Genomic DNA, 24,948 nt, shown 5'->3' on the forward strand with positions numbered 1-24,948 from the left:
GCAAAACTGAGAGTGCAGGCGTGTCGTTGAACATGTTCAAGATGCCAGGTGCGTCAGGATCGGACATTCCGGTCGGTTGTTGCCGTCACAGCTCTTCGCCAACCCCATCAGCGCTTCTCGCATCGCATTTAGCGCATCCGCCTTGCGGCCAAGGTCGGCCGCTCGGGCCTCTGCCAGCGCCTTGACCTCTGAACTGGCGCGTGCACGATCGGACCATAGATCAAGCAGCTTTTGGATTTCTTCGATCGGAAAGCCGAGATCGTGGGCATTGGCTATGAAGCGCAGGCGATGGACGTCGGCGTCGCTGTAATCGCGATAGCCACTATCCCGCCGCACAGCCGATGGGACCAGGCCGATCTTTTCGTAGTGGCGGATCATCCGCTGTGAGACCCCGCTCGCGCCCGACGCACCGCCTATGTTCATAGCGCCGCCCGATTAAGGCGCAGCGCGTTGGTGACCACGCTGACTGAGGACAATGCCATCGCTGCTGCAGCGATGATCGGCGAAAGCAGGATGCCGAAGATCGGATAGAGCAGCCCTGCCGCGATCGGGATCCCGGCGGCGTTGTAGATGAAGGCGAAGAACAGGTTCTGGCGGATGTTGGACATCGTCGCCTCGCTAAGCCGGCGCGCACGCACGATGCCGTTAAGGTCGCCCTTCAGCAGGGTCACGCCAGCGCTTTCGATCGCGACATCGGTGCCCGAACCCATCGCGATGCCGACATCGGCGGCGGCGAGCGCGGGCGCGTCGTTGACCCCGTCGCCAGCCATGGCGACGATGCGCCCTTCACTCTTCAATCGCGCGACCACCGCGCTTTTCCGATCCGGTAGCACTTCGGCTTCGACGTCGTCGATCCCGAGCTTTCGCCCGACCGCTTCGGCCGTGGTGCGATTGTCGCCGGTCAGCATCACGACCCGTATGCCCTCCTTGCGAAGCGCCGCGATGGCCTCGGCCGTCGTCGCCTTGATTGCATCGGCGATGGCCAGAATGCCGGCCGCCTGCTTGTCGATGCCGATGAAGATGGCGGTCGCGCCATCCTGGCGCAGTTCGTCCGCCTGGGGCTCGAGTGCGCTGTCGTCGATCCCGTTTTCTGACAGGAAACGGGCGTTGCCCAGGGTGATGCGCTTGCCATCCACCGTGCCGATCGCGCCCTTGCCGGTCGGTGAATCAAAGTCCGCGACCTCGGGAAGCACGATTCCCCTGTCCTTGGCGGCGGCGATCACGGCGAGCGCCAGCGGATGTTCGGACGCCCGCTCCACGCCGGCGGCGAGCCGCAGCAGTTCGGTCTCTTCATAGCCTGTCGCCGGAATGATGCGGGTGACCGATGGTCGCCCCTCGGTCAGCGTACCTGTCTTGTCGACGACGAGCGTGTCGATCTTCTCCATCCGCTCCAGCGCTTCGGCATTCTTGATGAGCACGCCGAGCCCCGCGCCCCGGCCGATGCCGACCATGATCGACATTGGCGTCGCAAGCCCCAAGGCGCAGGGGCACGCGATGATAAGCACGGCGACGGCGGCGATCAGGCCATGGGCCAGACGGGGTTCTGGCCCCCAGATACCCCATACACCAAAGGCAATGAGCGCGATCAACAGGACGGCGGGCACGAACCATCCCGCGACCTGGTCGGCCAGGCGTTGGATAGGTGCTCGCGAACGCTGCGCGTCAGCGACCATCTGGACAATGCGCGCCAGCATCGTGTCGCGGCCCACCTTCTCGGCGCGCATGACGAGGGCACCGCTCTGATTGATCGTTCCGCCGATGACAGTGTCGCCGAGCGCCTTCGTGACGGGCATCGACTCACCCGTCACCATCGACTCGTCGAGCGAGGATCGGCCGTCTTCGACCTTGCCATCGACCGGTACTTTTTCGCCCGGCCTGACACGGAGGAGATCGCCGACGGCTACCTGGTCGAGCGATACCTCCTCGTCATTCCCGTCGGCGCCAATGCGGCGCGCGGTCTTGGGGGCGAGGTTGAGCAGCGCCTTGATGGCGCCTGAGGTCCGCTCGCGGGCGCGCAGTTCGAGCACCTGTCCCAGCAGCACCAGCACGGTGATGACGGCGGCGGCCTCGAAATAGATAGCGACTGTGCCGTCCATCATTCGAAACGCTGCGGGGAACACCCTCGGGGCGATGGTCGCGACCACGCTATAGGCCCAGGCCACGCCCGTCCCCATCGCGATCAGCGTGAACATGTTGAGGTTGCGCGTCCGGATGGACACCCATCCCCGTTCGAAAAATGGCCAGCCCGCCCAGAGTACGACCGGGGTTGCCAGTGCAAGCTGCAACCATCCGGACATGCGGGCCGGTACAAGATTGTGCAGTGCTGGGAACAGGTGGCTGCCCATTTCCAGGACAAAGACCGGGATGGTGAGCAGCACCGCGATCCAGAAACGCCGCGACATATCCAGGAGTTCGCCGCTTGGTCCGGTGTCTGCCGTCACAAGTTCCGGCTCGAGCGCCATGCCACAGATCGGGCATGGCCCGGGATGGTCTTGACGGACCTCCGGGTGCATGGGGCAGGTCCAGATCGCGCCTGGTTGAGCGACCATCGCCTCTTTGTCACCCGCGGACAAGTAGCGCACCGGCTCGGCGACAAACTTCGTGCGGCATCCGGCGCTGCAGAAATGATATTGCTCGCCATGATGCGAGGCATGATGAGGCGTTGCGGCCGGATCGACCATCATCCCGCAAACCGGATCCTTGGCCGTCTTCGCGTCCGTGCCGCCGCCGTGCTTGGCCGCGCAGCAGCTGTGCGCACCCGAATTGCTTGCAGGAACAGGGTCAGTCACAGGCTCGTCTCCTTATCGACGAAAAGCAATCTGGGGCCTGACATCGTGTCAGGGTCAAGCCCGACGAAAATATATTTTCGCGTGGCTGACTCTGCGCTGCCGCGTCAGCCGGACAACAGATTGTGGATGGCCGTCGCGGCCTTAGCCGCCTGACCTGCCGCAACGGCAATTTGATCCAGTCCTTCAACCATGTCGCCGGCCGCGAACAGGCCGCCGACTGTCGTTTGCTGGTGCGCATCGACGACGATGCCACCTCCCCGGCTCAGGCCAGCGCCAGCCATTCGCGCCAATTCCGAGCGAGGGGCGGTTCCGAGGGCAACATAAAGGGTGTCGAATTGGAGCAATTGGCCATCGGCCAAATGGGCGTGCAGGAATTCTCCATCGATCGACAAATCTCGAACCGGCGCGCGTTCGACGGCAATACCGCCTCGAGCCAGATCTGCCGTCTCGGCTACCGACAATTGCGAACTGTCTTGCGCGAGCAAGGTCACGGTGTCGCTATAGTGGCGAACGAACAAAGCCTCGGCCGCGCCATGGTCGGAGCAGCCCAGCACGGCCACTCGCTTGCCGCGGACCTCATAGCCGTCGCAGATCGGGCAATAACGTATCAATCCCTGGGCGACGCCTCGATCATGCGTTTCCTGCCTCATTCGGGGTCGATGATTTGTGACGCCTTGGGCAAGCAATATTGACCGGGCACTGAAAGTCTTGGCATCTGTATCGACGACGAAACCTGTCCTGACCCGGTCGATGCGATCGACGAGCCCAGGGACCAATTCGGCACCGTACTGGGCGGCATGTCGATGCATACGGACAAGCAGATTTTCGCCAGAGATACCGTCTGGAAAACCGAGGAGGTTATGTGTCGTCGGGATGCGGGTCGCGCGGCCATCGCCAGCATCGATGACCAGCGTAGAACGCAGAAACCGGGCTAGATAGGTGGCTGCTGTCAGCCCTGCGGGGCCGCCGCCGATGATGACGCAGTCGTACATGCGTGCCTTTCACTGAGCTCGGTCTTCACTGGTATTACGCGGAATGAGGCTTCTTCCCTCAAACGAGTGCGCGTTCTTCGAAAAAAAGGTCGGGTCGTGAGGGGTAAACCCCGTCGCTGCGTAAAATCAGATGAAGCCCATCGCCTAGCAGGATGGACAGCCGAGGTGCCCACGGGTCGCAGCGTGGCGCGGGGGCGAGCGGATGTGGGGAAGACGGATTGGAATAAACCGATCGCGCTCCATGTCGCTCGCCCCGCAACAACCACAGGCCGCAACGTCAGGGGGCGACGAAACCATCATCGTCGGGGGAGAGATGGAGACCTACAGCCCTTTTTCGGTTTCGATGGGCCAGGCGCTTTGGGTGATAATGGTTGTCGCTGGACCCCCGCTGATAATCATGCTGGTGGTCGGGCTCATTATCTCCATGATCCAGGCTGCGACTTCGATCAACGAACAGACTGTGAGCTTCGTCCCCAAGCTCCTGGCGTTCATTTTGTTCCTCGCGCTTTACGGGGCAACCGTTGGCGATCTCCTGATCGGCTACACCCGTGACCTGCTGACGCATATTCCGGACGATATCAGATGACGCGGGTCGCTTTTCGTCCTGGGCGGCCGCGCAAAAACTGTTCGTATACGGGGCGGAGTGTTAGCGTTGGAGAAGATCGACGCGAATGGGGGAACGGGGTTTGGCGGAATTTGAATTGCTGGCGCGGCAACTGATCCAACGATGGAGGGAAGATCCGAACGCGACGTATCAGAGCTGGTTTCTATGGGACGAGCGCATCAAGAATTTTCGTTCGATACGGCGTGGTCTCGCCCAGGTGGTCGCTGAAATCGAAGCCGGAAGGTTCGGCGTCGCCTATCGCGGATCTTCGCTGGAAACGGTCGTTCATTCAGTCGCAGAACAGAGGCAGATCTTCAAAGGCGCGGACCATGCGTTTCTCTGGAAGCCCAAATTGCGGATCCCCGACATCTATGAAAACCCGGCGAACCAGCGCGCCTTTGGCCGATTGCTCGATCACTGCGCCTGTTGCGACACCGCGGAAGAGATTATCGCAGGTATCCACACGATTGATCGCCTGAACATCAAGGGGCTGGGGCCTGCGGTCGCCAATCTCCTCTATTTCCTGCATCCGACCCTCGTGCCGCCGTTCAACACCGCGATCGTCAACGGCTATAACAAGCTGACCGGCGGCAAGGTGAAGCTCGGAAGCTGGCACCATTTTCTCGCCATGCGCTCGGGTGTGCTCGACCTGAACGAGCGGTTTCGCGATCTTCTGTCAAACGATCTGGGCGCTATTGGCGGCCTCCTGTTCGATATCGGCTCTGGCCGTTATCCGGCGCCGCCCCGCGACGAGGAAGACCAGACCCTGGGATCCTGGACCGCACGCCTCGAACAAGCTCGGGCGGAAGCACAAACGCTCAACAAAGCGCTGCAGAAGCAGGGCGAGAGTGATCGAACCCATTCGGAAATCCAGGCATGGCTGCGCGATATCGGTCTGGCCCTGGGGTATGACGTCTGGATCGCATCCAATGATCGGGGGCGACTGCATGACGGTGTGCGTTTGGGGGAGGGGTGCCTCGAGAGCTTGCCGGCTTCAATTTCGACGTCGACCGGAGCGGATGCTATCCGCCTCATTGATGTTTTGTGGCTGGAGCGGGGTGGTGACCGGGTCGCGGCAGCCTTCGAAGTCGAACATTCGACTTCCATCTATTCGGGGATCGTCCGGATGCTCGATCTTGCCCTGAGCGGCAGCGACCTGCATGCCACAGCCGGATTGTTCCTTGTCGCTCCAGATGCTCGCGAAAGCGAAGTGCGCGCGCAAATCGCAAGGCCGGCGTTCAGCCGGATCGCGGACCTGGAGATCGCCTATCTCCCTTATGGTGAGCTAGAACGGAACAAGGACGCGATTTCCCGGTTTGGCTCGGGCCTTAAAGCGATCAAAGCTATTTCGCGCGCGCTTCCATGAAGGCGGATTACATCCCCGATGCAGGTGGGGCCAGCAGTCCTAACCATGCAACGAGGGCTAGAATGACAAGAGCGCATCCGGTTTCAATGGCGAGGCTGCGACGAAGTGTTCCTATCGCCGAGGATGTATTGCCCGTTTCAATGGCTGCAGCGAGGGAGGGGGTCAGGAAGAAGCGATTGGCGGCGGCCAGCGTCAGCATGACGCCGAACAGTATCAGCTTTGCCCCCAGCAGAAGGCCGTAGAGACTGGCAAAAAGGGAACCGAGCCGGGATGGTCCGATCAGGATCCAACTGTTGATGAATCCCGACAGGATAAGCAGCCCTACGACTACCGATCCGACCTTTGCAAAGCCATCCAGCGCGCGGTGAGAAAGGTGGATATGATCGATCGCCATGCGAGCTGCAGGGCGGAAAATGAGAAGGCAAAGGGCGAATAATGCGCCTACCCAAATCCCCGCCGCCCAAAGATGGGTGATGTCGGCCCCAAGATGGACCCATCCCCGCAAGCCTTCGTCGGCAGCGCCATGCCCCGTCCAGGCCAAGGTCGCCAGAGCGACAGCGGCGGTCGCTGACAGCGACCACAGGGCGAAAGCGGGACGCCGCCAACCGACGATGGAAAAATAGAGCACGAGCAGGAGGGCCGCGACCCGTACCTGCCAGACCGTCCCGATCGCAGTGCCCGATATGAGAAGATTGACCGTGGCGCGGTCTACCTGATCGAGTGGCACGCCCCCCATCGAGGCCGCCAGGACCATCATGCCCAGGATAGATAATACGATACCGGCCAGCGCGATTGTCGCCAACACCGACCGGAAACGCAGGACCGAGCCGGATGCCCGCTCAGTCCCGCGCAACGTGTAGAGGCCGAACATCGGCAACCCGAAGAGGAGCATGAGATCGAGGAAAAGTCCCAGCCTCACTGCGATCGCTATGATGTCCGGCACGGTCTTACTGGACCTTGAAGGTGTAGCTGCCCTGGATGCGATGGGTGTCAGCAGAGACGACGTGATAGTCGACCTTGTAGGTTCCAACCGGCAACGGCTTGGCAAGCGTCGCGACGAGCGTCTTGCCATCGGCGCCCACGGTGGCCTTGACGCCGTTCATCTTCATCGGCGCCATCTTCATGCCTGGCATTTCGGTCATCGTCAGGTCGAGCCCGGAAAATTGTGCGACGAGCGCTTCAGAAAAGACGAGCTGAATTCTGGTCGGGGCGGCGACCACGGCATTTGCGGCAGGGGTGGCGGCATTGAGCTTAGGGTGAGCCTGCGCAGCGGTAGCGGTGAGGATAGACGCCGCCATGGCGACGGCAAAGATTGTTTTACGAAACATCGATTTCTCCATGGGCGGCGAGACTGCCGACACATCGAATTACGCACCACGCGGCGCCACCCCTCATCAGGCGCGCAAGAATTCTGCAAATCAGAACCCCGGCGGGATTTGCGAATGAGATCTGCGCGACAGATGAGGGATCGAAGCTTGCAGTGCGTATGGACAATTGGATGGGTGTGAGAACCACCCGGATCCAAGGGACGCTGCCGCTCGGGAGGAAGCTATGGAGAATGCTAGGACGACTTGGCTGCGCAGGCACTTTCCAAGTGTAGGTTTTATCGCTGCGACAGCGCTGGTCGGCGGCGCGCTAGCGGGGATCGTCGTCTATGTGGGTGCCTATGACATCGGGGCGGATTCGCCGCACACCAAACCGGTCTATTGGCTGATCGAGCAGCTCCGAGATCGTTCCATCGCCGTGCGATCTCGTGATGTGAATGTCCCGGCCAACCTTGGGGACGTGAAGCGGCTGCAGAGCGGGGCGGGGCTCTACACCGAGATGTGCAGCGGCTGCCATCTCGGGCCAGGACTGGAAAAGTCCGAAATCAGCCAGGGACTCTATCCGAGGGCGCCGGAGCTTTCCCGCGAGGAGCAAAGATCGCCAAAGGAGCAATTCTGGATCATCAAGCATGGGGTCAAGCTGACCGCGATGCCAGCTTGGGGTAAGACCCATAGCGACGAACTGATCTGGGATATGGTGGCTTTCGTAAGGCAACTTCCGCGTATGTCACCCGCCCAATATCAGGCGGCAATAGCCAGTGCGCCCGAAGACCATGACGCGATGATGAAGGATATGCCCGGCATGACGAAGACGGCGCCATAGCGTTGCGGCTGCTCCGTCGCTGTTGCTCAGATCTGCCCGCTATGTGCGATGCTTTGACGGACAGGCTGATAGAGGGGAAAGTAAAGAACACGTCCTGGGCCGTTGCCCCGGATTGATTGAGGATTGGACTTTTCGATGGATACCGACCTGGACCGGCTGCTGAGCCGCTTACGCAACGAACCGACGCATCCGGGGCTGATTGGTCTGGAGGATGCTGTGTTCCGACGCATAGCGGCATTGCCGCAGGTTTCGACCGCGTCTCAATTCCGCCTCGGTGCGGTCGCGGCTTTCGGAGCGGTACTGCTGGGTATCGCCAGCAATGGCTTTACGCCGCGTGCCGAGGCGTCGGTCACGCTATCGCCTTTCGGGCCATCAAATCCGCTTGCCCCTTCGACGCTGCTGGTAGGTTCTCAATGAAGCCCAAATTGCTCCTCCTCGTCGCCATCGTCGCCTTTGCATCGGCGGTTGCGGGCGTGTTCCTGGGCCGCTACTTTTTCCCGCGGCCCAAGGCAGCCGGCGTCGAGCTCCACGATGTCTTGCACAGCAAGCTCGATCTGGATGATCGTCAGAAGGCCAAGATCGAGCTGCTAGAGCAGGGTTTCGCCGTGCGTCGGCGCGCGCTGGAGCTTGAACTGCGATCGGACAATGCGCGTCTCGCAGCCGCGATCGAGGTCGAACATGGCGAAGGGCCGCGTGTGACCGCGGCCGTCGATCAGTCGCATCAGGCAATGGGCGAACTGCAAAAGGAAACGCTCGGGCACATCTTCGCCATGCGGCAAATCCTTCGCCCCGATCAGGCCAAGACCTTCGATCAGGCGGTGGTTCATGCGCTCACCGACGATGCACGGTGAGTCTGGATCTCCAGGCGTGTTCGGACGGTGAACTAGCGGCACTGACGCTTGCCGGTCGGCAGTCGGCTTTCGCCGAGATTATGCGTCGGCACCAGACAGCGATATTTCGACTGGTGCGCGGCCTGGTCGGGAATGCCGAGGAAGCACTTGATCTCACGCAGGACTGCTTTGTATCCGCGTTCAGCCATCTGCGGAAATATGATGGTGCGCGTCCGTTGCGCGCCTGGCTATCCCGGATCGCGATTAACAAATGTCGCGATTGGCGCCGCCGCCAGAGGGTGCGGCAGCTCTTCACATTTGGCTCCGCGCCGTCGGATGATGAGATTGAGCAAGTGCCGGATGACGCACCCTCCGCACATGCCAGTGCTGAATCGAAAATAGAGGTGGAGCGACTGTCGGCGGCGATCAGCGCATTGCCTGCCACGTTGCGTGAAGTCCTGATGCTCAGGACCGTCGAAGGGCTCAGTCAATCAGAGGCCGCCAAAGCGCTTTCCGTCAGTAGCAAGGCTGTGGAGACGCGCCTGTATCGCGCGCGCGCGCGCCTCGCAGAAATACTCGCTGAGGAATGAGGGGTGCGCGCTGCTCGCGCGTAAGGATAAAGAGATACCGCGCTTAAGCGTCTTTTCAGACCCAAAGTGCTGCACGTTGAACAAGGAGATATTATGTCCCCCGGATTGAACCGCCGCGACCTTTTCCGCGGCGCTGCGCTGGCCGGCGGTGGCCTCGCATTGTCGGCATGGCTGCCGGCATGGGCTCAACCCATTTCGTCCGGGATTGCCAAGCCACTGCCAACGGTCAGCGGGAACGATATCACGCTCAAGATCGCGCATCAGATGATGATGATCGACGGCCGACAAAGCCATGCCATCGGCATCAATGGCACTGTGCCTGCGCCCCTCATCCGTCTGCGTCAGGGCCAAAACGTCCGCCTGTCGGTGATCAACGATCTCGAGGAAGACAGCTCGATCCACTGGCACGGCCTGCTTTTGCCGTTCCAGTTCGACGGCGTGCCCGGCATCAGCTTCCCCGGCATCAAGCCCAAGTCGACCTTTGTCTATGAGTTCCCCATCGTCCAGGCTGGCACCTATTGGTATCATAGCCATTCGGGGCTGCAGGAGCAGTTAGGTCATTACGGACCGATTGTCATCGACCCGGAAGGCGAGGATCCGATTCAGTCGGATCGAGAGCATGTCATCGTGCTCTCCGACCATAGCCAGATGCATCCGCACGCAATTTTCCGGAAGCTCAAGCAGGTCGGCGGTGGCTATTTCAATTATCAGCGGCAAACGCTGGCCGGTTTGCTGGCCAAGGAAGACCAACCCCTCAAGGACCGACTTGACTGGGGCAATATGCGGATGGATCCGACCGACGTGTCCGATGTCACGGGCTCGACCTATACCTATCTCGTGAATGGGCATGGCCCACGGGACAACTGGACCGCGCTTTTCAAGCCAGGTGAGCGCGTTCGCCTGCGTTTCGTCAATGCCTCCGCGATGACGACGTTCAATGTCCGGATTCCCGGTCTCAAACTTACGGTTGTTCAGGCCGACGGGCTCAATGTCAGGCCGGTCGAGGTCGACGAGTTTCAGATCGCGGTTGCCGAGACCTATGATGTCATCGTTACTCCGACCGATGATCGCGCCTACACGCTGGTCGGTGAATCCGTTGATCGTTCGGGCATGGCACGCGCCACACTGGCTCCGCGTGAAGGCATGACGGCCGAAGTTCCGCCGCTCCGCAAGCGGCCCCTTGCCGATATGAAGGACATGGGCATGGGGGACATGGATATGAGCGGCATGTCCGGCATGGACCACGCAGCAATGGGGCATGACATGTCTGCCGGCGGAGCTGCCGCGGGCGGGATGGCAGGCATGGATATGGGGGCCGGCGCGTCGATGCCAAGCATGCAAAAACCGGCGGATAGTTCCATGGCCAACATGCCCGGAATGGGCAGCGGGTCCGGTGATACAATGGGCGGCATGGCGATGGGCGGAATGGGCGGCATGAACATGCGCGACGCCAGCAAAGCGCCGCAGGTTAAGATGGGACCGGGTGTCCAGACGATCTCGCCCATGCCGATGGATCGCACGGGAGAACCGGGACAGGGTCTCGAAGACGTTGGCCACCGGGTTCTTGTCTATCGCGATCTCATGGCGGTGGAGCGCAACCCCGATGTTCGCGCGCCAGACCGCGCGATGGAAATCCACCTGACCGGGAATATGGAACGCTATATGTGGTCGTTCGATGGGGTGAAGCTCAGTGACAAGCGCGAGCCCATTCCCTTTATCGAAAACGAAAGGGTCCGCGTCACGCTCGTCAATGACACGATGATGTCGCACCCGATCCATCTTCATGGGCATTTCTTCGAGCTGGTGACCGGGCATGGCGAGTATTCGCCGCGCAAACACACCGTCAATGTCGCACCAGGAGGCAAGGTAAGTTTCGACGTCACCGCAGACGCAGTCGGCGACTGGGCGTTTCACTGCCATATGCTCTATCACATGCATGCCGGGATGATGCGCGTCGTCTCCGTCCGTCCCCGGGGAGATGCCGCATGAAGTCGCTTCTCCTTCTGATCGGCGCGGCCCCGCTCGCCTTGGCGACCCCAGTCAGCGCGCAGTCGATGCAGAATATGCCGGGCATGAACATGCCTGCTGCTCAGCCAGCGGCGAAGAAAAAGCCGGTGGCCAAGCCAGCAAGCCAGCCCAGGCGCGCCGCTGCGCCCACGGCTAAGGGCAAGCCTGCCACCCCGAAGCGCCGGGCACCGGCAGCAAAACCCAAGTCGGCGCCGCACGACATGTCGGGCATGGGGGCTATGTCCGGCATGCCTGGCATGACCATGCCCGATGGGGCGGGCGGTACGATGAAACACGACATGCCCGGCATGGACATGCAGGCGGCACCCGGCGGTCAGCCGATGCAGCACGAAATGTCGTCGATGCCCGGCATGGCGATGGATGGGCCGATGGCAGCCCATGGCGCTGGTGGCACCAGTCTCATGCCCGGCAACGCCCCTGCACCCCAACCTCCTACCGACAACTATGCCGACCGCGTCTACAAAAACGGCGAGATGGCGGCTTCGCGTACCATGCTGCATAAGGAACATGGCGGCTCATCCAGCTCGATGATCCTGTTCAATCTGGCGGAATATCAGGTCCGTAACGGCCGCGACGGCTATCGGTGGGACGGGGAGGCGTGGTTCGGCAAGGATCTCGATCGGCTGGTGGTCAAGACAGAGGGTGAGGGCGTTCTTGCTGGCAGAAGCGGCACCTACATGGAGACCGCAGAAGTTCAGGCGCTCTACAGTCGTGCACTCGACCCTTATTGGAACCTCCAGGCGGGTGTCCGTTACGATTTCAAACCCAACCCATCCCGTACTTATGCGACGATCGGTATTGAGGGGGTGGCGCCTTACTGGTTTGAGACCGAGGCTGCCCTGTTTCTGTCGAACAAAGGCGAGGTGTTGGGGCGGATCGAGGGCTATTATGATCAGCGTATCACGCAACGCCTCATTCTCCAGCCGCGCCTGGAAGTGAACCTTTCAGCACAAAATGTCCCGGAGACGCGGATTGGAGCGGGCATCACGAACGCCGAATTGGGACTGCGTTTGCGTTACGAACTGCGCCGCGAATTTGCCCCCTACATCGGCGTTTCTTACGACCGAAAGTTCGGGCGGACGGCGGACTATGCACGCTCAGACGGAGGGGACGTGAAGGCGGCCAGCTTTGTAATCGGTGTTCGGACCTGGTTCTGAGAAGCGCCAAACTCCGCTTCCACATCGGGGCTAGCCGCGTTCATCGCTGGTTAGCCCTGGTTATCGGCGTCCAGCTGCTGTTTTGGTTTGCGAGCGGTCTTGTCATGAGCCTGTTGCCGATCGAGCGAGTCCGCGGTGAACATCTCGTCGAGCGATCGTCGCCGGCGATATTGGAACAGTCGAGATCGCGCGCGCCGTTGGACCTAGTGTTGCGCGCGGCGACCAGACCCGTGCGTGAAGTCCGATATCGCGCGCTGCTCGGCCGCGAGATTGCGGAGGTCGAGTCTATCGATGGGACGATCTCACTCCACGATGCAGAAACAGGTCGTCGACTTGGTCCCGTGAACGCTGCGATGGCTCGCGCGGTGGCGATACAGGCCTACCGTGGTACGTCGGAGCCGCCGAGCGTGCGCCTGGTTGTGGCGTCGACCCCAGAATTCAAGGGCGTCCTGCCGGCCTGGCGGGTGGACTTCCCTGACCGCGAAGCGACCCGCGTCTATGTTGCCCGGAATAGTGGTCGGATCGTCGCTGTGAGAAATGGAACGTGGCGCCTGTACGATTTCTTCTGGGCGCTCCACATCATGGATTGGAAAAACCACGAAAATTTCAACACGCCGTGGTTGATGGCGTTTGCCGCAGGTGGTCTCGCATTGGCGATCGCGGGTTCGGCACTTTTGTATCTTCGGTGGCCGCGAAAGCGACGCCGCACGGGTTGAATAGTCAAGCAGGATCGGGGCGGGGGCCAAAGGAGACGACCAATGATGAAAAATGCCTATGCGAGCCTCGCCCTGCAGACCTTGGTTGGCGGCGTCATCATGTATCTGGTGATGTTCGTCATGATCGACAGCTTGGGGAGCTTCTACAACAACCTGAATATGCTCTACATGACGCTAATGATGGTGGCGCCCATGGTGGTGCTGATGGTCCTCGCGATGGGCCATATGTTCCCGTCGAAAAAGGCAAACGCGGCCCTTATATTAGGGTCAGTTGCGATATTCGCCGGATCATTTGCCCTCATCCGCACGCAAACAACGATCGGCGATACAGCATTCCTCCGATCGATGATCCCGCATCATTCGGGCGCGATCCTGATGTGCCGCGAGGCCTCCTTGAAGGATCCGGAAATCGTTCGTCTGTGCAGCGGCATCGAGGAATCTCAGCGCCGCGAAATCGATGAAATGAAGGCTATTCTAGCCCGCAAGTAGGCTTCGCGCTCCCGTTCCCGTAAATTTTGTGCCGCCTCACGAGGGAAATGGCGCGCCCATGCGTATTATCAATGCGGGGCGCTGAGGAGAGAATTGTGAAGAAAATAGTCCCCATCATCATCGCTGGACTGGTGGCCGCGCCGGCGATCGCCCAAATGCAGGGCATGGACCATAGCAAGATGGACATGCGCCAGACCATGAACCCCACGCCAGCCAATCCTTACCCGCCTGCAGAAATGGAGATGCATCAGAAGATGATGTCCGCCACGGGCAGCGATGCAACGGAGACCTGGGTGCGCAAGATGATCGAGCATCATCGCGGTGCGATTGCGATGTCACGCATCGTTTTGCGCGACACCAAGGACGCGCAGGTCCGAATGATGGCGAACAAGTCAATCACCGAGCAAACGCGAGAAGTGGGCGAGCTTCAAGGCTGGCTGAGAGCCCACAACAAGCGCCCAATAGACCTTTCCTCCCCCGCCCAGGGGCGGGGGAACCAATAAGGGATCGTATGACACTCAAATTTGCCCTCGCTGCGTTCATAGCAGCCTTCTCCGTCGCCAGCGCCGAAGCTGCCCCGATCATCATGCATCGTGACCCTGGTTGCGGTTGCTGCGAACAGTGGGCGGCCCAGGTGCGCAGACAATTTGGACAAAGCGTCAATATCGTCGACGACCAGCAACGCGGCCGCTTTCAACGCGCTCAAGGCGTGCCCGCTGCGCTGGCATCATGCCATACTGCAATTGTCGATGGCATGGTTTTCGAGGGCCACGTTCCCATTGCCGACATGAAGCGCGCGATCGCGAAGCGCCCGAAGGGCGTAAAGGGATTGGCCGTAGCGGGCATGCCGCTGGGTTCTCCGGGGATGGAAGTCCCCGGCCAAAAACCACAACCCTACTCTGTCATCGCCTTCGGATCGGCGGGTCAGACGGTATTTGCCCGACACGGCGGGTGACCATCTCGTTGATCTTTGATGCTACGAGGCGTAATAAATAACGGCTGTGAAACGCGTTTTGCAACTTCTTCTCCTTCTGGGAGCCATGGTTGGCTTGATTGGCCAAGCGGCGGCCTTTGCGTCCGCTCCGCCTGCGATGTCCGCCCCAATGGCCACGTCTGTGCAGGCCGTGGCTGGGATGTCGGAAGACTGCATGAAGATAATGGCACAGCAGCAACAACCTGCTCAGAAGCCTTGCAAGGGCATGACCCTGGAATGCATCGCGGCCATGGGCTGCGTCGTTCCGCTGGCCGTTCGTAATGACGCGCCTATGCTGGAAGCACGCGAAGCCAGTCCAGCTCTGCCCTTCTGGGCAACCATCACTGTCCTGCACGGCAGTGACCTCACTCCCGAACCGGAACCACCGACTCTCCTTGGCTGATCGACACCGGCTGCCAGGCTGACAGGATTCTTGCGTCTATCGCGCATCTGAAAATCCTGTCTGACCCGCGGCTACCACGATATTTTGCCCAAGGATTACAGTCATGAAGAACCGTGTTTTCTATGCCCTGCTGGGCATTGCGCTTGCCGCTCCCGTTGCCGCTTTCGCCGGCGAACCCAACACAAACTCGCAGTCTGGCCATTATGAATGGCGTTAATCGCCAAACTATGGCCCGCGTGCGCCATCTATGAGCCCCCGTCGCGTCTGGGTGCCCGATGCTCCGCAGATGGCGAACTGCAACTGCGACATGATGAAGATGAGCGCGGCGGACTGCATGAAGGAGATGCATAGCATGGCATCGCCTTCGTCGGCTCCCTCGGCCGGCTAGGCACAGCCTCTGGCCGTGTAAGGTCGCATAGACGGCCAGGCCAGCAGTGGCGGCGGGATTGCCCCCATCCCGCCGCCACTGACATGCCTGCCAGAGTGCGCGACGCCGGCCTGATCCTCCGATCAGGAGTTTTCCATGCGATTGTTTGTTTGTCTGCCGCTGCTCGCGGCGATCCCCGGCGTTGCATTCGCTGGTCCCCTCACTTTCGACGCTGCGCTCCAGCGCGCGCGGCAGGAAGCGCCGTCGATCAAGGCCAAGGCGCTCGCCGCCGAGGCCGCTCGTTCCGCTCGTGGCGGCGCCGGATCGCTACCTGATCCGACTCTGGCCGTTGGGCTCGACAGTTTCCCGATCTCGGGGCCATTGGCGTTTGCTCCCGGGCAGGACAATTTCACGATGGCGCGGGTGGGCGTGTCCCAGGATATTCCCAACCTCGCCAAGCGCCGTGCGCAACGCGCCCGCGCTGACAGCGATATCAAGGCTGCAGATGCCGACACCGCATTTGAGGCGCGTTCGGTTGAGGTCGGCACTGCGCTTGCCTGGATCAACCTTGCCTATGCCGAGCGCCGGCTGACCGCGCTTGATGATCTTCTAGCCCGTCTGGAGCGCGTGGTGCGGACAACGCCCAGTGCCGTCGCGTCGGGCAATGCCCGGCCTGCGCAGACTCTTGCCGGCCGACAGGCTATCGCCTCATTAGAAGATCGTCGCAGCGAACTGGTCTCAAACATAGCGCGGGCACGGGCTGCTCTGACGCGATGGACGGGTGACCCGGCGCCTGAAATTGCCGGATCTATTCCCGACTTCCCTGTCGATGGGGCCGAACTGCGCGCTGGCCTGGATCGCCTTCCCACCATGGCAATGATCGACGCCCAGTCCGGTCAGGCAATGGCCGATGTGCGTATGGCCGATGCCAACCGCCGTTCCGACTTCGGGGTGAACCTTGCCTATCAACGCCGCGACCCTCGTTTTGGAGATTATGTGTCAGCCGGTGTGACGGTCAGTCTGCCCTTCTTTACCCGCAGTCGACAGAATGCGGGCATTGCGGCGGCCCAGGAGAATGCCGGACGCATCCTGGCCGAACGCGACGCGGCCCTGCGGGCGCTGGCCGCTGATCTCGAAACCGATCTTGCGGACCATATCATGCATCATGAACAGTGGCTGCGCGCGCGGGACACATTGCTGCCACTCGCCGAGCAGCGGGTGACGTTGGAGACGGCAAGCTACGGGGCAGGTCGCGCCAATCTTGTCGATATCGCGGATGCCTATGCGGCCCTTGCCGACGTCACCCTCAACACTCTCGACCGTGAAGCCCTTGTCGCTGCTGACGGTGTTCGACTGAACCTTACGTATCGGAGCGAATCGCAATGAGCCATTTCACAATCCCTCGGGGCGGCCTTTTCGGTGCCGCGGCGCTGCTCGCGGTCGCCGCTGGCGGGGTCGGTTTCACCATCTCTGAATGGAGAGGAGGATCACCCGACGCTACGGCCGCCAAACCGCCGGCACGCAAGATCCTCTATTGGTATGACCCGATGATCCCCGCTGAGCATCATGACGGTCCAGGCCTGTCGTCGATGGGAATGCAAACAATCCCGCGCTATGCGGATGAGGTGGGGGCAAGCGCGGCACAGCCGGGAATATCGATCGACCCGTCCGCCTCCCAGGCGCTCGGGATGCGAACGGTGGCTGTGCGGCGCGGCGAATTGGCGAGCAGTCTCACCGCCACCGGCACGATCGACTTCAACCAGCGCGACGTTGCGATCGTTCAGGCGCGTGCAGGCGGCTTCGTTTCCCGTGTCTATGGCCGCGCACCTGGTGATGTGATCGGTGCAGGCGCGCCGCTTGCCGATGTTCTGGTGCCGGAATGGGGCGGCGCACAGACCGAGTTTCTGGCGGTCCGCCGCACCGGCAACGCCGCTCTGATCCAGGCCGCGCGTCAACGGCTCATGCTGCTCGGCATGCCCTCCGGCACGATCGCATCGGTCGAGCAAACCGGACGACCGCATAATGTGATCACCATCTCCACGCCCACGGGCGGCGTGATCAAGACGTTGAACGTGCGGGGCGGCATGACCTTGATGGCAGGCCAGACGCTTGCCGAGGTCAACGGGCTCGGCACGGTCTGGTTGAATGCCGCCGTGCCGGAAGCGGTCGCCGGTCCCTTGAAGCCTGGACAAGCGGTGCGAGCCGCGCTTGCAGCCTTCCCCGGCGAAACCATCTCCGGGCGCGTTTCGGCGATCCTCCCCGAGACACAGGCCGACAGCCGCACACTCACCGTTCGGATCGAGCTGCCCAATCGCGGCGGGCGACTGCGTCCCGGCATGTTTGCGACCGTCTCGTTTGGCGGGAGCGCGCAGCCGGCGTTGCTGGTGCCGTCCGAAGCCCTGATCCGCACTGGCAAGCGCACGTTGGTCATGCTCGCGCTCGACAAGGGGCGCTACCGCCCTGCCGAGGTGCAAACTGGGAGGGAAGCTGGCGATGATACGGAGATTCTGGCGGGCCTGAGCGAAGGCGAAAAGATCGTCGCTTCGGGTCAGTTCCTGATCGATTCCGAAGCAAGCCTCTCGGGCGTGGAAGCACGGCCGATCGGTGCTGACATGCCAAAGAGTCCTGCCAAACCTATGCCGACCGGCGCAGTCTATGAGACCGTCGGTACGATCGAAAAGATCACCGCCCAGTCGGTGACGCTGAGCCATCAAGCCGTGCCAGCCATTGGCTGGCCAGCGATGACGATGACGTTTCAGCTCACAGACCCGAAAGTCGCGCGCGGCTTAAAGACGGGCGACCGGGTCCGGTTCGGGTTCGATCAACCACCGAGTGGACCAACCGTGCGACGCATGGCGAAGGTAATGGGCCAGTGATCGCCCATCTCATCCGCTGGTCAGTCAGAAACCGCTTCTTCGTCATCATCGGGGTGCTGACGCTGATCGGCGTGGGCGTCTGGGCGGTGCGATCGACCGCGATCGATGCGTTGCCCGATCTCTCGGACACGCAGGTGATCATCCGCACCTCCTATCCCGGGCAGGCGCCGCAGATCGTCGAGAACCAAGTCACTTATCCGCTCACCACCACAATGCTCTCTGTGCCCGGCGCAAAGACCGTCCGCGGCTATTCCTTCTTCGGCGACAGCTTTGTCTATGTGATCTTCGAGGACGGCACCGATCTCTATTGGGCGCGCAGCCGCGTGCTCGAATATCTCAACCAGGTACAAGGCCGGCTGCCGGCCAGCGCCCGCAGCGCGCTGGGGCCGGATGCGACCGGGGTGGGCTGGGTCTATGAATATGCGCTGGTCGATCGCACTGGCCGCCACGATCTCTCGCAGCTTCGCGGGCTTCAGGACTGGTTCCTGCGCTACGAGCTGAAAACGGTAACGGGGGTCGCAGAGGTCGCCAGCATTGGCGGCATGGTGAAGCAATATCAGGTGCTGCTCGATCCGGTGAAGCTCGCCGCCTACGGCGTGACCCACGCCCAGACGGTCGATGCCATTCAGAAGGCCAATCAGGAGAGCGGCGGCTCGGTACTGGAGATGGCCGAGGCCGAATATATGGTCCGTGTCTCCGGCTATCTGAAGACGCTCGACGATTTCCGCGCCATTCCCTTAAGGACCGCAGCCGGCGGTGTGCCGGTGCGACTGGGCGACGTTGCCACGATCCAGGCCGGCCCCGAGATGCGGCGCGGGATTGCCGAACTGAACGGTGAGGGCGAGGTCGCGGGCGGCGTTGTGATCCTGCGCTCGGGCAAGAATGCGCGCGAGACAATCGCGGCGGTCAAGGACAAGCTCGCAGAGCTCAAGAAGGGCCTGCCACCCGGCGTCGATGTGGTTACGGTCTATGATCGCTCGCAGCTCATCGACCGCGCCGTTGAGAATCTGACCCACAAGCTGGTCGAGGAATTCATAGTCGTTGCGATCGTCTGCGGGCTCTTCCTTTGGCATGTCCGTTCGGCGCTCGTTGCAATTCTCACGCTTCCGCTTGGTGTGCTGGCAGCCTTCGTCGTCATGCGTTTCCAGGGGGTCAATGCCAACATCATGTCGTTGGGCGGCATCGCGATCGCCATCGGCGCGATGGTCGATGCCGCGGTCGTCATGATCGAGAATGCCCATAAGAAAATCGAGCGATGGGAGGAGGATCACCCGGACGAACATCTCGAGGGGGATACCCGATGGACCGTCATCACCGAAGCGGCAGCCGAAGTTGGGCCAGCGCTGTTCTTCAGCCTTCTGATCATCACCCTGTCGTTCATTCCGGTGTTCACGCTGGAAGGACAGGAAGGACGGCTGTTCGCACCGCTCGCTTTCACCAAGACCTATGCGATGGCGTCGGCGGCGATCCTGTCGGTGACCCTGGTGCCGGTGCTCATGGGTTTGCTGATCCGGGGCAAGATTCCGCCCGAGCAGTCCAACCCGGTCAATCGCTGGCTGACGAACATCTACCGGCCCGCGCTCGACTGGACGATGCGGCGGCCAAGGACCGTACTGCTGATCGCGGCGCTCGCTTTTGCAACAACCGCCTGGCCGCTCACCCAGCTTGGCGGCGAGTTCATGCCGAAGATGGAGGAGGGTGATCTGCTCTACATGCCCTCGGCGCTGCCGGGTCTCTCGGCGGCGAAGGCGTCGGACCTGCTCCAGCAGACCGACCGCCTGATCAAGACCGTGCCCGAGGTCGAGAGCGTGTTCGGCAAGGCCGGCCGCGCCGAGACTGCCACCGATCCTGCGCCGCTTGAGATGTTCGAGACGACGATCCAGTTCAAACCTCGCGACCAATGGCGACCGGGCATGACTCCGGACAAGCTGGTCGAGGAGCTTGATCGAACGGTAAAACTGCCCGGCCTCGCCAATGTGTGGGTGCCGCCCATTCGCAACCGGATCGACATGCTGGCGACCGGCATCAAGAGCCCGATCGGGGTCAAGGTGTCGGGTGCTGACCTCGCTGAGCTCGACCGCATCGCGCACGATGTCGAGACAGTTGCGAAAACCGTGCCTGGGGTCAGTTCGGCGCTCGCAGAGCGCTTGACGGGCGGGCGCTATGTCGATGTCGATGTCGATCGGGCCGCTGCCGCCCGATTTGGGCTCAATATTACGGACGTGCAGCGGATCGTCTCTGGCGCGATCGGCGGCGAGACGATCGGCGAGACGGTCGAGGGGCTGGCACGGTATCCGATCAGCGTCCGCTATCCGCGGGAGCTACGCGACAGTCTTGACGGAATACGGATGCTGCCGGTCCTGACCCCGTCCGGACAGCAGATCACGCTCGGCACCATTGCGCGCGTCTCGATCGCTGAGGGGCCCCCGATGCTCAAGACCGAAAACGCCCGCCCATCGACCTGGGTCTATGTCGACGTGCGCGGACGCGACCTTGCGTCGGTCGTGAGTGACCTGCAGCATGCGATCGCAAGACAGGTGACGCTCTCGCCAGGGGTTAGCGTCGCCTATTCGGGACAGTTCGAATATCTCCAGCGTGCCGTTGCCAAATTGAAGCTCGTCGTGCCGGCGACGCTGCTGATCATCTTCGTGCTGCTCTACATGATCTTCGGGCGGTTCGATGAAGCAGCTTTGATCATGGGGACGTTGCCGTTCGCGCTCACCGGCGGCATCTGGATCCTCTATCTGCTCGGCTTCAACCAGTCGGTCGCCACCGGGGTAGGTTTCATCGCGCTCGCTGGCGTCTCCGCCGAATTCGGCGTCGTGATGCTGATCTACCTGAAGAACGCCTTGGAAGAGCGCACCGATCCGGATGTCGCCGAGGTCGAGACGGCAGTGCGCGAAGGCGCACTGCTCCGCGTTCGGCCCAAGGCGATGACGGTCGCCGTGATCCTCGCTGCCCTCTTGCCGATCCTGCTGGGATCGGGCGCCGGATCCGAAGTCATGAGCCGGATCGCCGCGCCGATGATAGGCGGCATGCTGACCGCGCCGCTGTTGTCGATGTTCGTCCTGCCTGCCGCCTATCTGCTGCTTCGGCGGCCGAAGATGAAGCCCAATGACCAACACGTTTCATTATAAAGGAGAAGACCATGAACTACGGACGACTGACCTTTGCCCTCGGCCTCGCGGCACTGACCGTCGCTTGCGGGAAAAAAGCCGAACCGCCCGTTGCGGTCGAGACCAACAAGGCAGAACCCGCCGCCGCTATGAGCGGCAACATGGCAAATATGGCGATGGAGCCGTCGGCTGCCACTGCAATCAAGGTGAAGGGACACGGCACGGTCACCGCGATCGACAAGTCTGCGGGCACGATCACACTCGATCATGGCGCCATCCCCGAAGCCAAATGGCCGGCAATGACAATGGCGTTCAAGGCTGCCCCGGCGATCACAGATGCAGTGAAGGTTGGCGATAAGGTCGATTTTGACCTTATGTTGACGGGCAACGCCGGCGAGGTAACGGCGATCCAAAAGCAGCCGTAAATCCGCGCTACTACGGGCGTTCTTAAATCGTAATTAACCTTGTTCGTTCACGCTTGCACTATGAAGAAAGATAGAGCTGGGCGCGAAACGCAGGTCTTGAGCGAAACAACCGGGTGGCGGCAATCATGATTGCCACCGCGTTCGGCTGCGTCGCGTTTTTGTGCGTCATTAGCTGGCCGTTTTTCGACGACTATCGAACCGCGGTGAAAATCCAGAGCGCGGGTGCTGCCGCCTTCGCGCTCTATTTTTTGATGCTCGGCTCACCCACTGCGGCGATAGCGTGCCTCATTTCATGTTCGCAGCTCGCATTTCCGCGTCAGTGCGTGATCGCTATGTGGTGACGAGGCTTTACGGCGCTAGTCTGATTTTGATGGCTTTTCTGTCGGTTGTGACCTGGCACGGTCTCCCCTCAGCTCTGGCGTTCACGGGCAGTTCGTTGGGCAGCTTCGCACGGCTCCAAACCTCGACTACGCGGATGAAAGGCCTTTTTCTCGTAGGGGCCCCATTCTGGCTCGTCCACAATATGATGGTCGGAGCTTTGTTCGCCTTGGGCACTGATTTGGTATCCTTGGTCTCGAACCTCGCGAACCTGATGAAGTTCGTTGTCCGGAATCGAAATCCTTTGTTGTCGATCTCTGTTTGGAATACGCTGATCAGCACATCCATCCCGGCACCAACGCGTTTGAAGCGGACCGGATGACAGAGTTTCGCGCGACGATGGAATGAGGGTGGCTCCTTCCGGAAGTGAGCAAAACAGCGGATGGCGCCGCGCCGCAATTCGCGATTTCAACGAGGACGCCGAAGGCGTTCCGGATGTTGTTGATCGGGATCGATCCCGGGACCGGTCGCGCTACGCGTAGCCCCTGGCCGCCGCCTGACTTGGCTGGGGCCATGCCTAGATGCCATCAGTTCCGGTCGAGGTCGAAATGAAATTGTCAGCAGAGTGGGGCCTTTGCCAGGTCTGGTGGATTCCGGAAAGGCCGCCACAGTCTTTCGCTCCCGTTGATGATGGCGGGGCTTAGGGGTGCGGCAGGGAGCACTGGAGTAGGCTGGAAAGGCGCTTTCTCCGGAGCTGCAGGCACCGCCTGCTCCGCCTGCCCGGGTGGCATCTGTTGCGACCGAAATGGCAGCCCGCAAGGAATTGCTCGTGAGATACGAGGGAGATAGCGAAGCGTAAATTCGTCGGACGAACCTTCGACGACCTTCTTCTATCGCCAACGTAGCCGTTTTGCGCGGCCAGCTGGACGTAAAGCGCTTGTCCTCAGGGGTTAAGGCCTGGTTCCAGACTACGTTTCATAAACACGAAAGTCGTGCCCTGGATCGTTACGTACGAGTAAGCCCGGCCTTCAGACACCTTGCCCGAAAAACTTCGGCTGCGAACACTACGTATACCGAGCTTGGACCCGGGACCATAGTCCTGTGGGCGAAGAAACAAAATCTTCCCCTCGAGAAATCGAGCAGCAGTTCTCAACGCTCACTCAAGGAGTCAAGATGATGATGAAGAAGTCCATCATGGTGGCGCTGGCCGGAATCTCGATGCTCGGCGCCTCTCCGCTATTCGCGCAAGGTATCGGCCACACCTGGTTCATGCGCGGTTCGATCGTCGACACGGGCAGCAACGGCACGGTCGTCTGCATCGGAAAGGCCGATGGCGCCGAGGTCGGCCAGAAGCTCGAGGTCTATCGCGTCGTGACCCATCCGGGTCCGTCCAAAGGCGTGGCGCCGACTTATCACCGCCAGCTCATCGGCCATGTGACGATCGATCATATCTTCGATGATCACTTCGCGCACGTGTCCGTCGCCGACGGTACGCCTGCCAAGCACGACATCGTCGAGCTTCGCAAGAACTGACGAGCCGGTGGCCCGCCGGCACAAGCTGCCCGGATGCGAGACGTCGGGGCAGCGGGCTGCCGGCGGCAACGGACCGTTCGGGGTCAAAGCGAACCGCTTGACCCTGGACACAACCGGCATGATGATCGAGCGGATGACATGGGCAATTTCAAGATCGGCGAACTGGCCGCCGCTGCGGGCGTGGGCCGCGACACGATCCGCTATTATGAGCGGATGGGTTTGCTGCGCGAACCCGCGCGCACGGCAGCGGGCTACAGGCTCTACGACGCGACCGACCTCGAGCGCGTCAATTTCATCCGCTCGGCGCAGGAGCTTGGTTTCACACTCGAACAGGCCCGGCAGCTGCTGGCGCTCAGGGCGTCGGACACCGCGCATGCCCAGGCCGTGCTCGATATCACGCTTGCCAAGATCGCGGACGCCGAAGCCCGGCTCGAGCGCCTGTCGGATATCCGCGACATGCTGCGGATGCTCGCCGACGAATGCCCGGGCGAAGTGCCCGTCTCCGATTGCCCGATCCTCGCCTTCCTGACGGCGCGGCGGAAAGACCAACAGCATAACAAGAAACATCAGGCAGCGCAGGACGAACGATCATCACTAGCGAAAGGGCTTTTGTCATGAAGAAAATGCGTTTGATCGCCGTCCTCACGCCGGCGCTGCTTCTAGGCGCCTGTGTAACCACGCGGCCGACCTCGGCGCAGGTCGAGAGTTGCCGGGCGATGGAGGGCAATATGGGTCTCCAGACGCCGCATGATCATGGCGAGATGAAGGGGCAGGGGCGCAACCCGATGAACCTCTCGCACGACCGGTGCCTTCAGATCCTGCGCAGCGCGCAATGAGCCGGTCCGGGCGCCATCCCCGGCGCCCGGGACCACAGTTTTCAAGCCAAGGAGCAAGCTATGATCGACCATGCGAAAAAAGCCCTTCCGCTTGTCGGCGGAAGCCTGTTGCTGGCGCTCGCGCTTTCGGGCTGCGACCGCCAGGCCGACCAGACGGTGCCGCCCGCGGCGAACAGCGTCGCCGCCACCCCGGTCCTGACCGACAGCGGCAACGCTGCAGACGCGGCGTCGATGGACGCGATGAGCAACCAGGCCGAGATGGAGCGGCATCACCGTCAGGCGATGGACCATGACGCGATGCGCGCCGGGGCCGGCAACCAGACCGCGCCGGCACCCGATCCCGCGCCGGGCAATTCGGCGATGCCGATGAAGGATATGTAAGCGCGCTGAAA

The 24,948-nt window shown here is 61.5% G+C and carries 28 protein-coding genes; 23 read left to right on the forward strand and 5 right to left on the reverse strand.

Features of this window, described 5'->3' with window-relative positions; all coding sequences use genetic code 11:
- Positions 1 to 36 precede the first annotated feature (36 nt).
- The 3 genes from ACI6S0_RS25960 to ACI6S0_RS25970 form a co-directional block, all read right to left on the reverse strand.
- On the reverse strand, positions 37 to 423 hold the full coding sequence (locus tag ACI6S0_RS25960; RefSeq protein ID WP_026109405.1) for a MerR family transcriptional regulator: 387 nt from the start codon (positions 421 to 423) through the stop codon (positions 37 to 39).
- Positions 420 to 2,789: a heavy metal translocating P-type ATPase gene (locus ACI6S0_RS25965; protein ID WP_376784562.1), complete on the reverse strand. Its 2,370-nt coding sequence runs from the start codon at positions 2,787 to 2,789 to the stop codon at positions 420 to 422. Before ACI6S0_RS25965 ends, ACI6S0_RS25960 begins: the two co-directional genes overlap by 4 nt.
- 104 nt (positions 2,790 to 2,893) lie before the next feature.
- Positions 2,894 to 3,781: an NAD(P)/FAD-dependent oxidoreductase gene (locus ACI6S0_RS25970; RefSeq protein WP_026109407.1), complete on the reverse strand. Its 888-nt coding sequence runs from the start codon at positions 3,779 to 3,781 to the stop codon at positions 2,894 to 2,896.
- A gap of 241 nt (positions 3,782 to 4,022) precedes the next feature.
- Here ACI6S0_RS25970 and ACI6S0_RS25975 point away from each other — a divergent pair, with 241 nt between their 5' ends.
- Positions 4,023 to 4,367, forward strand: a complete 345-nt coding sequence (locus tag ACI6S0_RS25975) for a flagellar biosynthetic protein FliQ (RefSeq protein WP_017502270.1) — start codon at positions 4,023 to 4,025, stop codon at positions 4,365 to 4,367.
- 85 nt (positions 4,368 to 4,452) lie between these two features.
- On the forward strand, positions 4,453 to 5,751 hold the full coding sequence (locus ACI6S0_RS25980; protein WP_037522285.1) for a hypothetical protein: 1,299 nt from the start codon (positions 4,453 to 4,455) through the stop codon (positions 5,749 to 5,751).
- Between the two features lie 7 nt (positions 5,752 to 5,758).
- Here the strand turns inward: ACI6S0_RS25980 and copD are convergent, their stop codons facing one another.
- Entirely contained in the window at positions 5,759 to 6,694 is a 936-nt protein-coding gene (gene copD, locus ACI6S0_RS25985; RefSeq protein ID WP_017502271.1) for a copper homeostasis membrane protein CopD, read from the reverse strand.
- A 4-nt stretch (positions 6,695 to 6,698) separates the two neighbouring features.
- Entirely contained in the window at positions 6,699 to 7,079 is a 381-nt protein-coding gene (copC, locus tag ACI6S0_RS25990; protein WP_434406012.1) for a copper homeostasis periplasmic binding protein CopC, read from the reverse strand.
- Positions 7,080 to 7,302: 223 nt separating this feature from the next.
- On the opposite strand from copC, the gene ACI6S0_RS25995 reads away from it, so the two are divergent.
- The 21 genes from ACI6S0_RS25995 to ACI6S0_RS26095 all read left to right on the forward strand — a co-directional run bounded on the left by ACI6S0_RS25995 (position 7,303) and on the right by ACI6S0_RS26095 (position 24,937).
- Positions 7,303 to 7,899 carry a c-type cytochrome gene (locus ACI6S0_RS25995; RefSeq protein ID WP_017502273.1) on the forward strand — a complete coding sequence of 199 codons (597 nt, stop codon included), beginning with the start codon at positions 7,303 to 7,305 and terminating at the stop codon, positions 7,897 to 7,899.
- Positions 7,900 to 8,034: 135 nt separating this feature from the next.
- A complete protein-coding gene (locus tag ACI6S0_RS26000; RefSeq protein WP_017502274.1) occupies positions 8,035 to 8,316 on the forward strand; it encodes a hypothetical protein in 282 nt (93 codons plus the stop codon).
- Positions 8,313 to 8,750 carry a periplasmic heavy metal sensor gene (locus ACI6S0_RS26005; RefSeq protein WP_017502275.1) on the forward strand — a complete coding sequence of 146 codons (438 nt, stop codon included), beginning with the start codon at positions 8,313 to 8,315 and terminating at the stop codon, positions 8,748 to 8,750. The genes ACI6S0_RS26000 and ACI6S0_RS26005 overlap by 4 nt, the downstream gene beginning before the upstream one ends.
- Complete coding sequence (locus tag ACI6S0_RS26010; protein WP_021243451.1) at positions 8,747 to 9,319, forward strand: RNA polymerase sigma factor; 573 nt, start codon at positions 8,747 to 8,749, stop codon at positions 9,317 to 9,319. Before ACI6S0_RS26005 ends, ACI6S0_RS26010 begins: the two co-directional genes overlap by 4 nt.
- Positions 9,320 to 9,412: 93 nt before the next feature.
- Positions 9,413 to 11,308, forward strand: a complete 1,896-nt coding sequence (locus ACI6S0_RS26015) for a copper resistance system multicopper oxidase (RefSeq protein ID WP_021243450.1) — start codon at positions 9,413 to 9,415, stop codon at positions 11,306 to 11,308.
- Entirely contained in the window at positions 11,305 to 12,504 is a 1,200-nt protein-coding gene (locus ACI6S0_RS26020; protein WP_313326450.1) for a copper resistance protein B, read from the forward strand. Before ACI6S0_RS26015 ends, ACI6S0_RS26020 begins: the two co-directional genes overlap by 4 nt.
- A 23-nt stretch (positions 12,505 to 12,527) precedes the next feature.
- Entirely contained in the window at positions 12,528 to 13,220 is a 693-nt protein-coding gene (locus tag ACI6S0_RS26025) for a PepSY domain-containing protein (RefSeq protein ID WP_313326468.1), read from the forward strand.
- A 42-nt stretch (positions 13,221 to 13,262) separates the two neighbouring features.
- Complete coding sequence (locus ACI6S0_RS26030; RefSeq protein ID WP_017502281.1) at positions 13,263 to 13,709, forward strand: DUF305 domain-containing protein; 447 nt, start codon at positions 13,263 to 13,265, stop codon at positions 13,707 to 13,709.
- Between the two features lie 71 nt (positions 13,710 to 13,780).
- A complete protein-coding gene (locus tag ACI6S0_RS26035) occupies positions 13,781 to 14,212 on the forward strand; it encodes a DUF305 domain-containing protein (RefSeq protein ID WP_313326451.1) in 432 nt (143 codons plus the stop codon).
- Between the two features lie 8 nt (positions 14,213 to 14,220).
- Entirely contained in the window at positions 14,221 to 14,664 is a 444-nt protein-coding gene (locus tag ACI6S0_RS26040) for a DUF411 domain-containing protein (RefSeq protein WP_017502283.1), read from the forward strand.
- Between the two features lie 193 nt (positions 14,665 to 14,857).
- Positions 14,858 to 15,085 carry a hypothetical protein gene (locus tag ACI6S0_RS26045; RefSeq protein WP_234781450.1) on the forward strand — a complete coding sequence of 76 codons (228 nt, stop codon included), beginning with the start codon at positions 14,858 to 14,860 and terminating at the stop codon, positions 15,083 to 15,085.
- Positions 15,086 to 15,608: 523 nt separating this feature from the next.
- Complete coding sequence (locus ACI6S0_RS26050; RefSeq protein WP_017502287.1) at positions 15,609 to 16,838, forward strand: TolC family protein; 1,230 nt, start codon at positions 15,609 to 15,611, stop codon at positions 16,836 to 16,838.
- Positions 16,835 to 18,328 carry an efflux RND transporter periplasmic adaptor subunit gene (locus ACI6S0_RS26055; protein ID WP_017502288.1) on the forward strand — a complete coding sequence of 498 codons (1,494 nt, stop codon included), beginning with the start codon at positions 16,835 to 16,837 and terminating at the stop codon, positions 18,326 to 18,328. The genes ACI6S0_RS26050 and ACI6S0_RS26055 overlap by 4 nt, the downstream gene beginning before the upstream one ends.
- A complete protein-coding gene (locus ACI6S0_RS26060) occupies positions 18,325 to 21,465 on the forward strand; it encodes an efflux RND transporter permease subunit (protein ID WP_313326452.1) in 3,141 nt (1,046 codons plus the stop codon). Before ACI6S0_RS26055 ends, ACI6S0_RS26060 begins: the two co-directional genes overlap by 4 nt.
- An 11-nt stretch (positions 21,466 to 21,476) precedes the next feature.
- Positions 21,477 to 21,869 (forward strand): copper-binding protein, encoded by a 393-nt coding sequence (locus ACI6S0_RS26065; protein WP_017502290.1) that lies wholly within the window; start codon positions 21,477 to 21,479, stop codon positions 21,867 to 21,869.
- A gap of 125 nt (positions 21,870 to 21,994) precedes the next feature.
- Positions 21,995 to 22,210 (forward strand): YgjV family protein, encoded by a 216-nt coding sequence (locus ACI6S0_RS26070; protein ID WP_313326453.1) that lies wholly within the window; start codon positions 21,995 to 21,997, stop codon positions 22,208 to 22,210.
- Complete coding sequence (locus tag ACI6S0_RS26075; RefSeq protein ID WP_313326454.1) at positions 22,162 to 22,569, forward strand: YgjV family protein; 408 nt, start codon at positions 22,162 to 22,164, stop codon at positions 22,567 to 22,569. The genes ACI6S0_RS26070 and ACI6S0_RS26075 overlap by 49 nt, the downstream gene beginning before the upstream one ends.
- Positions 22,570 to 23,363: 794 nt before the next feature.
- Positions 23,364 to 23,720 (forward strand): hypothetical protein, encoded by a 357-nt coding sequence (locus ACI6S0_RS26080; protein ID WP_004213015.1) that lies wholly within the window; start codon positions 23,364 to 23,366, stop codon positions 23,718 to 23,720.
- A 138-nt stretch (positions 23,721 to 23,858) separates the two neighbouring features.
- Complete coding sequence (locus ACI6S0_RS26085) at positions 23,859 to 24,338, forward strand: heavy metal-responsive transcriptional regulator (RefSeq protein ID WP_004213016.1); 480 nt, start codon at positions 23,859 to 23,861, stop codon at positions 24,336 to 24,338.
- The gene (locus ACI6S0_RS26090) at positions 24,335 to 24,556 is read left to right on the forward strand and encodes a hypothetical protein (protein ID WP_004212658.1); all 222 of its coding nucleotides are present in this window, start codon (positions 24,335 to 24,337) and stop codon (positions 24,554 to 24,556) included. The genes ACI6S0_RS26085 and ACI6S0_RS26090 overlap by 4 nt, the downstream gene beginning before the upstream one ends.
- Before the next feature lie 60 nt (positions 24,557 to 24,616).
- Complete coding sequence (locus tag ACI6S0_RS26095; protein WP_009824017.1) at positions 24,617 to 24,937, forward strand: hypothetical protein; 321 nt, start codon at positions 24,617 to 24,619, stop codon at positions 24,935 to 24,937.
- The last annotated feature ends 11 nt before the right edge of the window (positions 24,938 to 24,948 follow it).

The organism is Sphingobium sp. DN12 (assembly GCF_051058005.1).
GTDB lineage: Bacteria > Pseudomonadota > Alphaproteobacteria > Sphingomonadales > Sphingomonadaceae > Sphingobium > Sphingobium yanoikuyae.

Coding starts and splice junctions, on each gene's coding strand:
- ACI6S0_RS25960 (WP_026109405.1), bottom strand. CDS start 423: ATGAACATAGGCGGTGCGTCGGGCGCGAGCGGGGTCTCACAGCGGATG.
- ACI6S0_RS25970 (WP_026109407.1), bottom strand. CDS start 3,781: ATGTACGACTGCGTCATCATCGGCGGCGGCCCCGCAGGGCTGACAGCA.
- ACI6S0_RS25975 (WP_017502270.1), top strand. CDS start 4,023: ATGTCGCTCGCCCCGCAACAACCACAGGCCGCAACGTCAGGGGGCGAC.
- ACI6S0_RS25980 (WP_037522285.1), top strand. CDS start 4,453: ATGGGGGAACGGGGTTTGGCGGAATTTGAATTGCTGGCGCGGCAACTG.
- copC (WP_434406012.1), bottom strand. CDS start 7,079: ATGTTTCGTAAAACAATCTTTGCCGTCGCCATGGCGGCGTCTATCCTC.
- ACI6S0_RS25995 (WP_017502273.1), top strand. CDS start 7,303: ATGGAGAATGCTAGGACGACTTGGCTGCGCAGGCACTTTCCAAGTGTA.
- ACI6S0_RS26000 (WP_017502274.1), top strand. CDS start 8,035: ATGGATACCGACCTGGACCGGCTGCTGAGCCGCTTACGCAACGAACCG.
- ACI6S0_RS26005 (WP_017502275.1), top strand. CDS start 8,313: ATGAAGCCCAAATTGCTCCTCCTCGTCGCCATCGTCGCCTTTGCATCG.
- ACI6S0_RS26015 (WP_021243450.1), top strand. CDS start 9,413: ATGTCCCCCGGATTGAACCGCCGCGACCTTTTCCGCGGCGCTGCGCTG.
- ACI6S0_RS26020 (WP_313326450.1), top strand. CDS start 11,305: ATGAAGTCGCTTCTCCTTCTGATCGGCGCGGCCCCGCTCGCCTTGGCG.
- ACI6S0_RS26030 (WP_017502281.1), top strand. CDS start 13,263: ATGATGAAAAATGCCTATGCGAGCCTCGCCCTGCAGACCTTGGTTGGC.
- ACI6S0_RS26035 (WP_313326451.1), top strand. CDS start 13,781: ATGCGGGGCGCTGAGGAGAGAATTGTGAAGAAAATAGTCCCCATCATC.
- ACI6S0_RS26040 (WP_017502283.1), top strand. CDS start 14,221: ATGACACTCAAATTTGCCCTCGCTGCGTTCATAGCAGCCTTCTCCGTC.
- ACI6S0_RS26045 (WP_234781450.1), top strand. CDS start 14,858: ATGAAGATAATGGCACAGCAGCAACAACCTGCTCAGAAGCCTTGCAAG.
- ACI6S0_RS26050 (WP_017502287.1), top strand. CDS start 15,609: ATGCGATTGTTTGTTTGTCTGCCGCTGCTCGCGGCGATCCCCGGCGTT.
- ACI6S0_RS26055 (WP_017502288.1), top strand. CDS start 16,835: ATGAGCCATTTCACAATCCCTCGGGGCGGCCTTTTCGGTGCCGCGGCG.
- ACI6S0_RS26065 (WP_017502290.1), top strand. CDS start 21,477: ATGAACTACGGACGACTGACCTTTGCCCTCGGCCTCGCGGCACTGACC.
- ACI6S0_RS26070 (WP_313326453.1), top strand. CDS start 21,995: ATGATTGCCACCGCGTTCGGCTGCGTCGCGTTTTTGTGCGTCATTAGC.
- ACI6S0_RS26075 (WP_313326454.1), top strand. CDS start 22,162: ATGTTCGCAGCTCGCATTTCCGCGTCAGTGCGTGATCGCTATGTGGTG.
- ACI6S0_RS26080 (WP_004213015.1), top strand. CDS start 23,364: ATGATGAAGAAGTCCATCATGGTGGCGCTGGCCGGAATCTCGATGCTC.
- ACI6S0_RS26085 (WP_004213016.1), top strand. CDS start 23,859: ATGGGCAATTTCAAGATCGGCGAACTGGCCGCCGCTGCGGGCGTGGGC.
- ACI6S0_RS26090 (WP_004212658.1), top strand. CDS start 24,335: ATGAAGAAAATGCGTTTGATCGCCGTCCTCACGCCGGCGCTGCTTCTA.
- ACI6S0_RS26095 (WP_009824017.1), top strand. CDS start 24,617: ATGATCGACCATGCGAAAAAAGCCCTTCCGCTTGTCGGCGGAAGCCTG.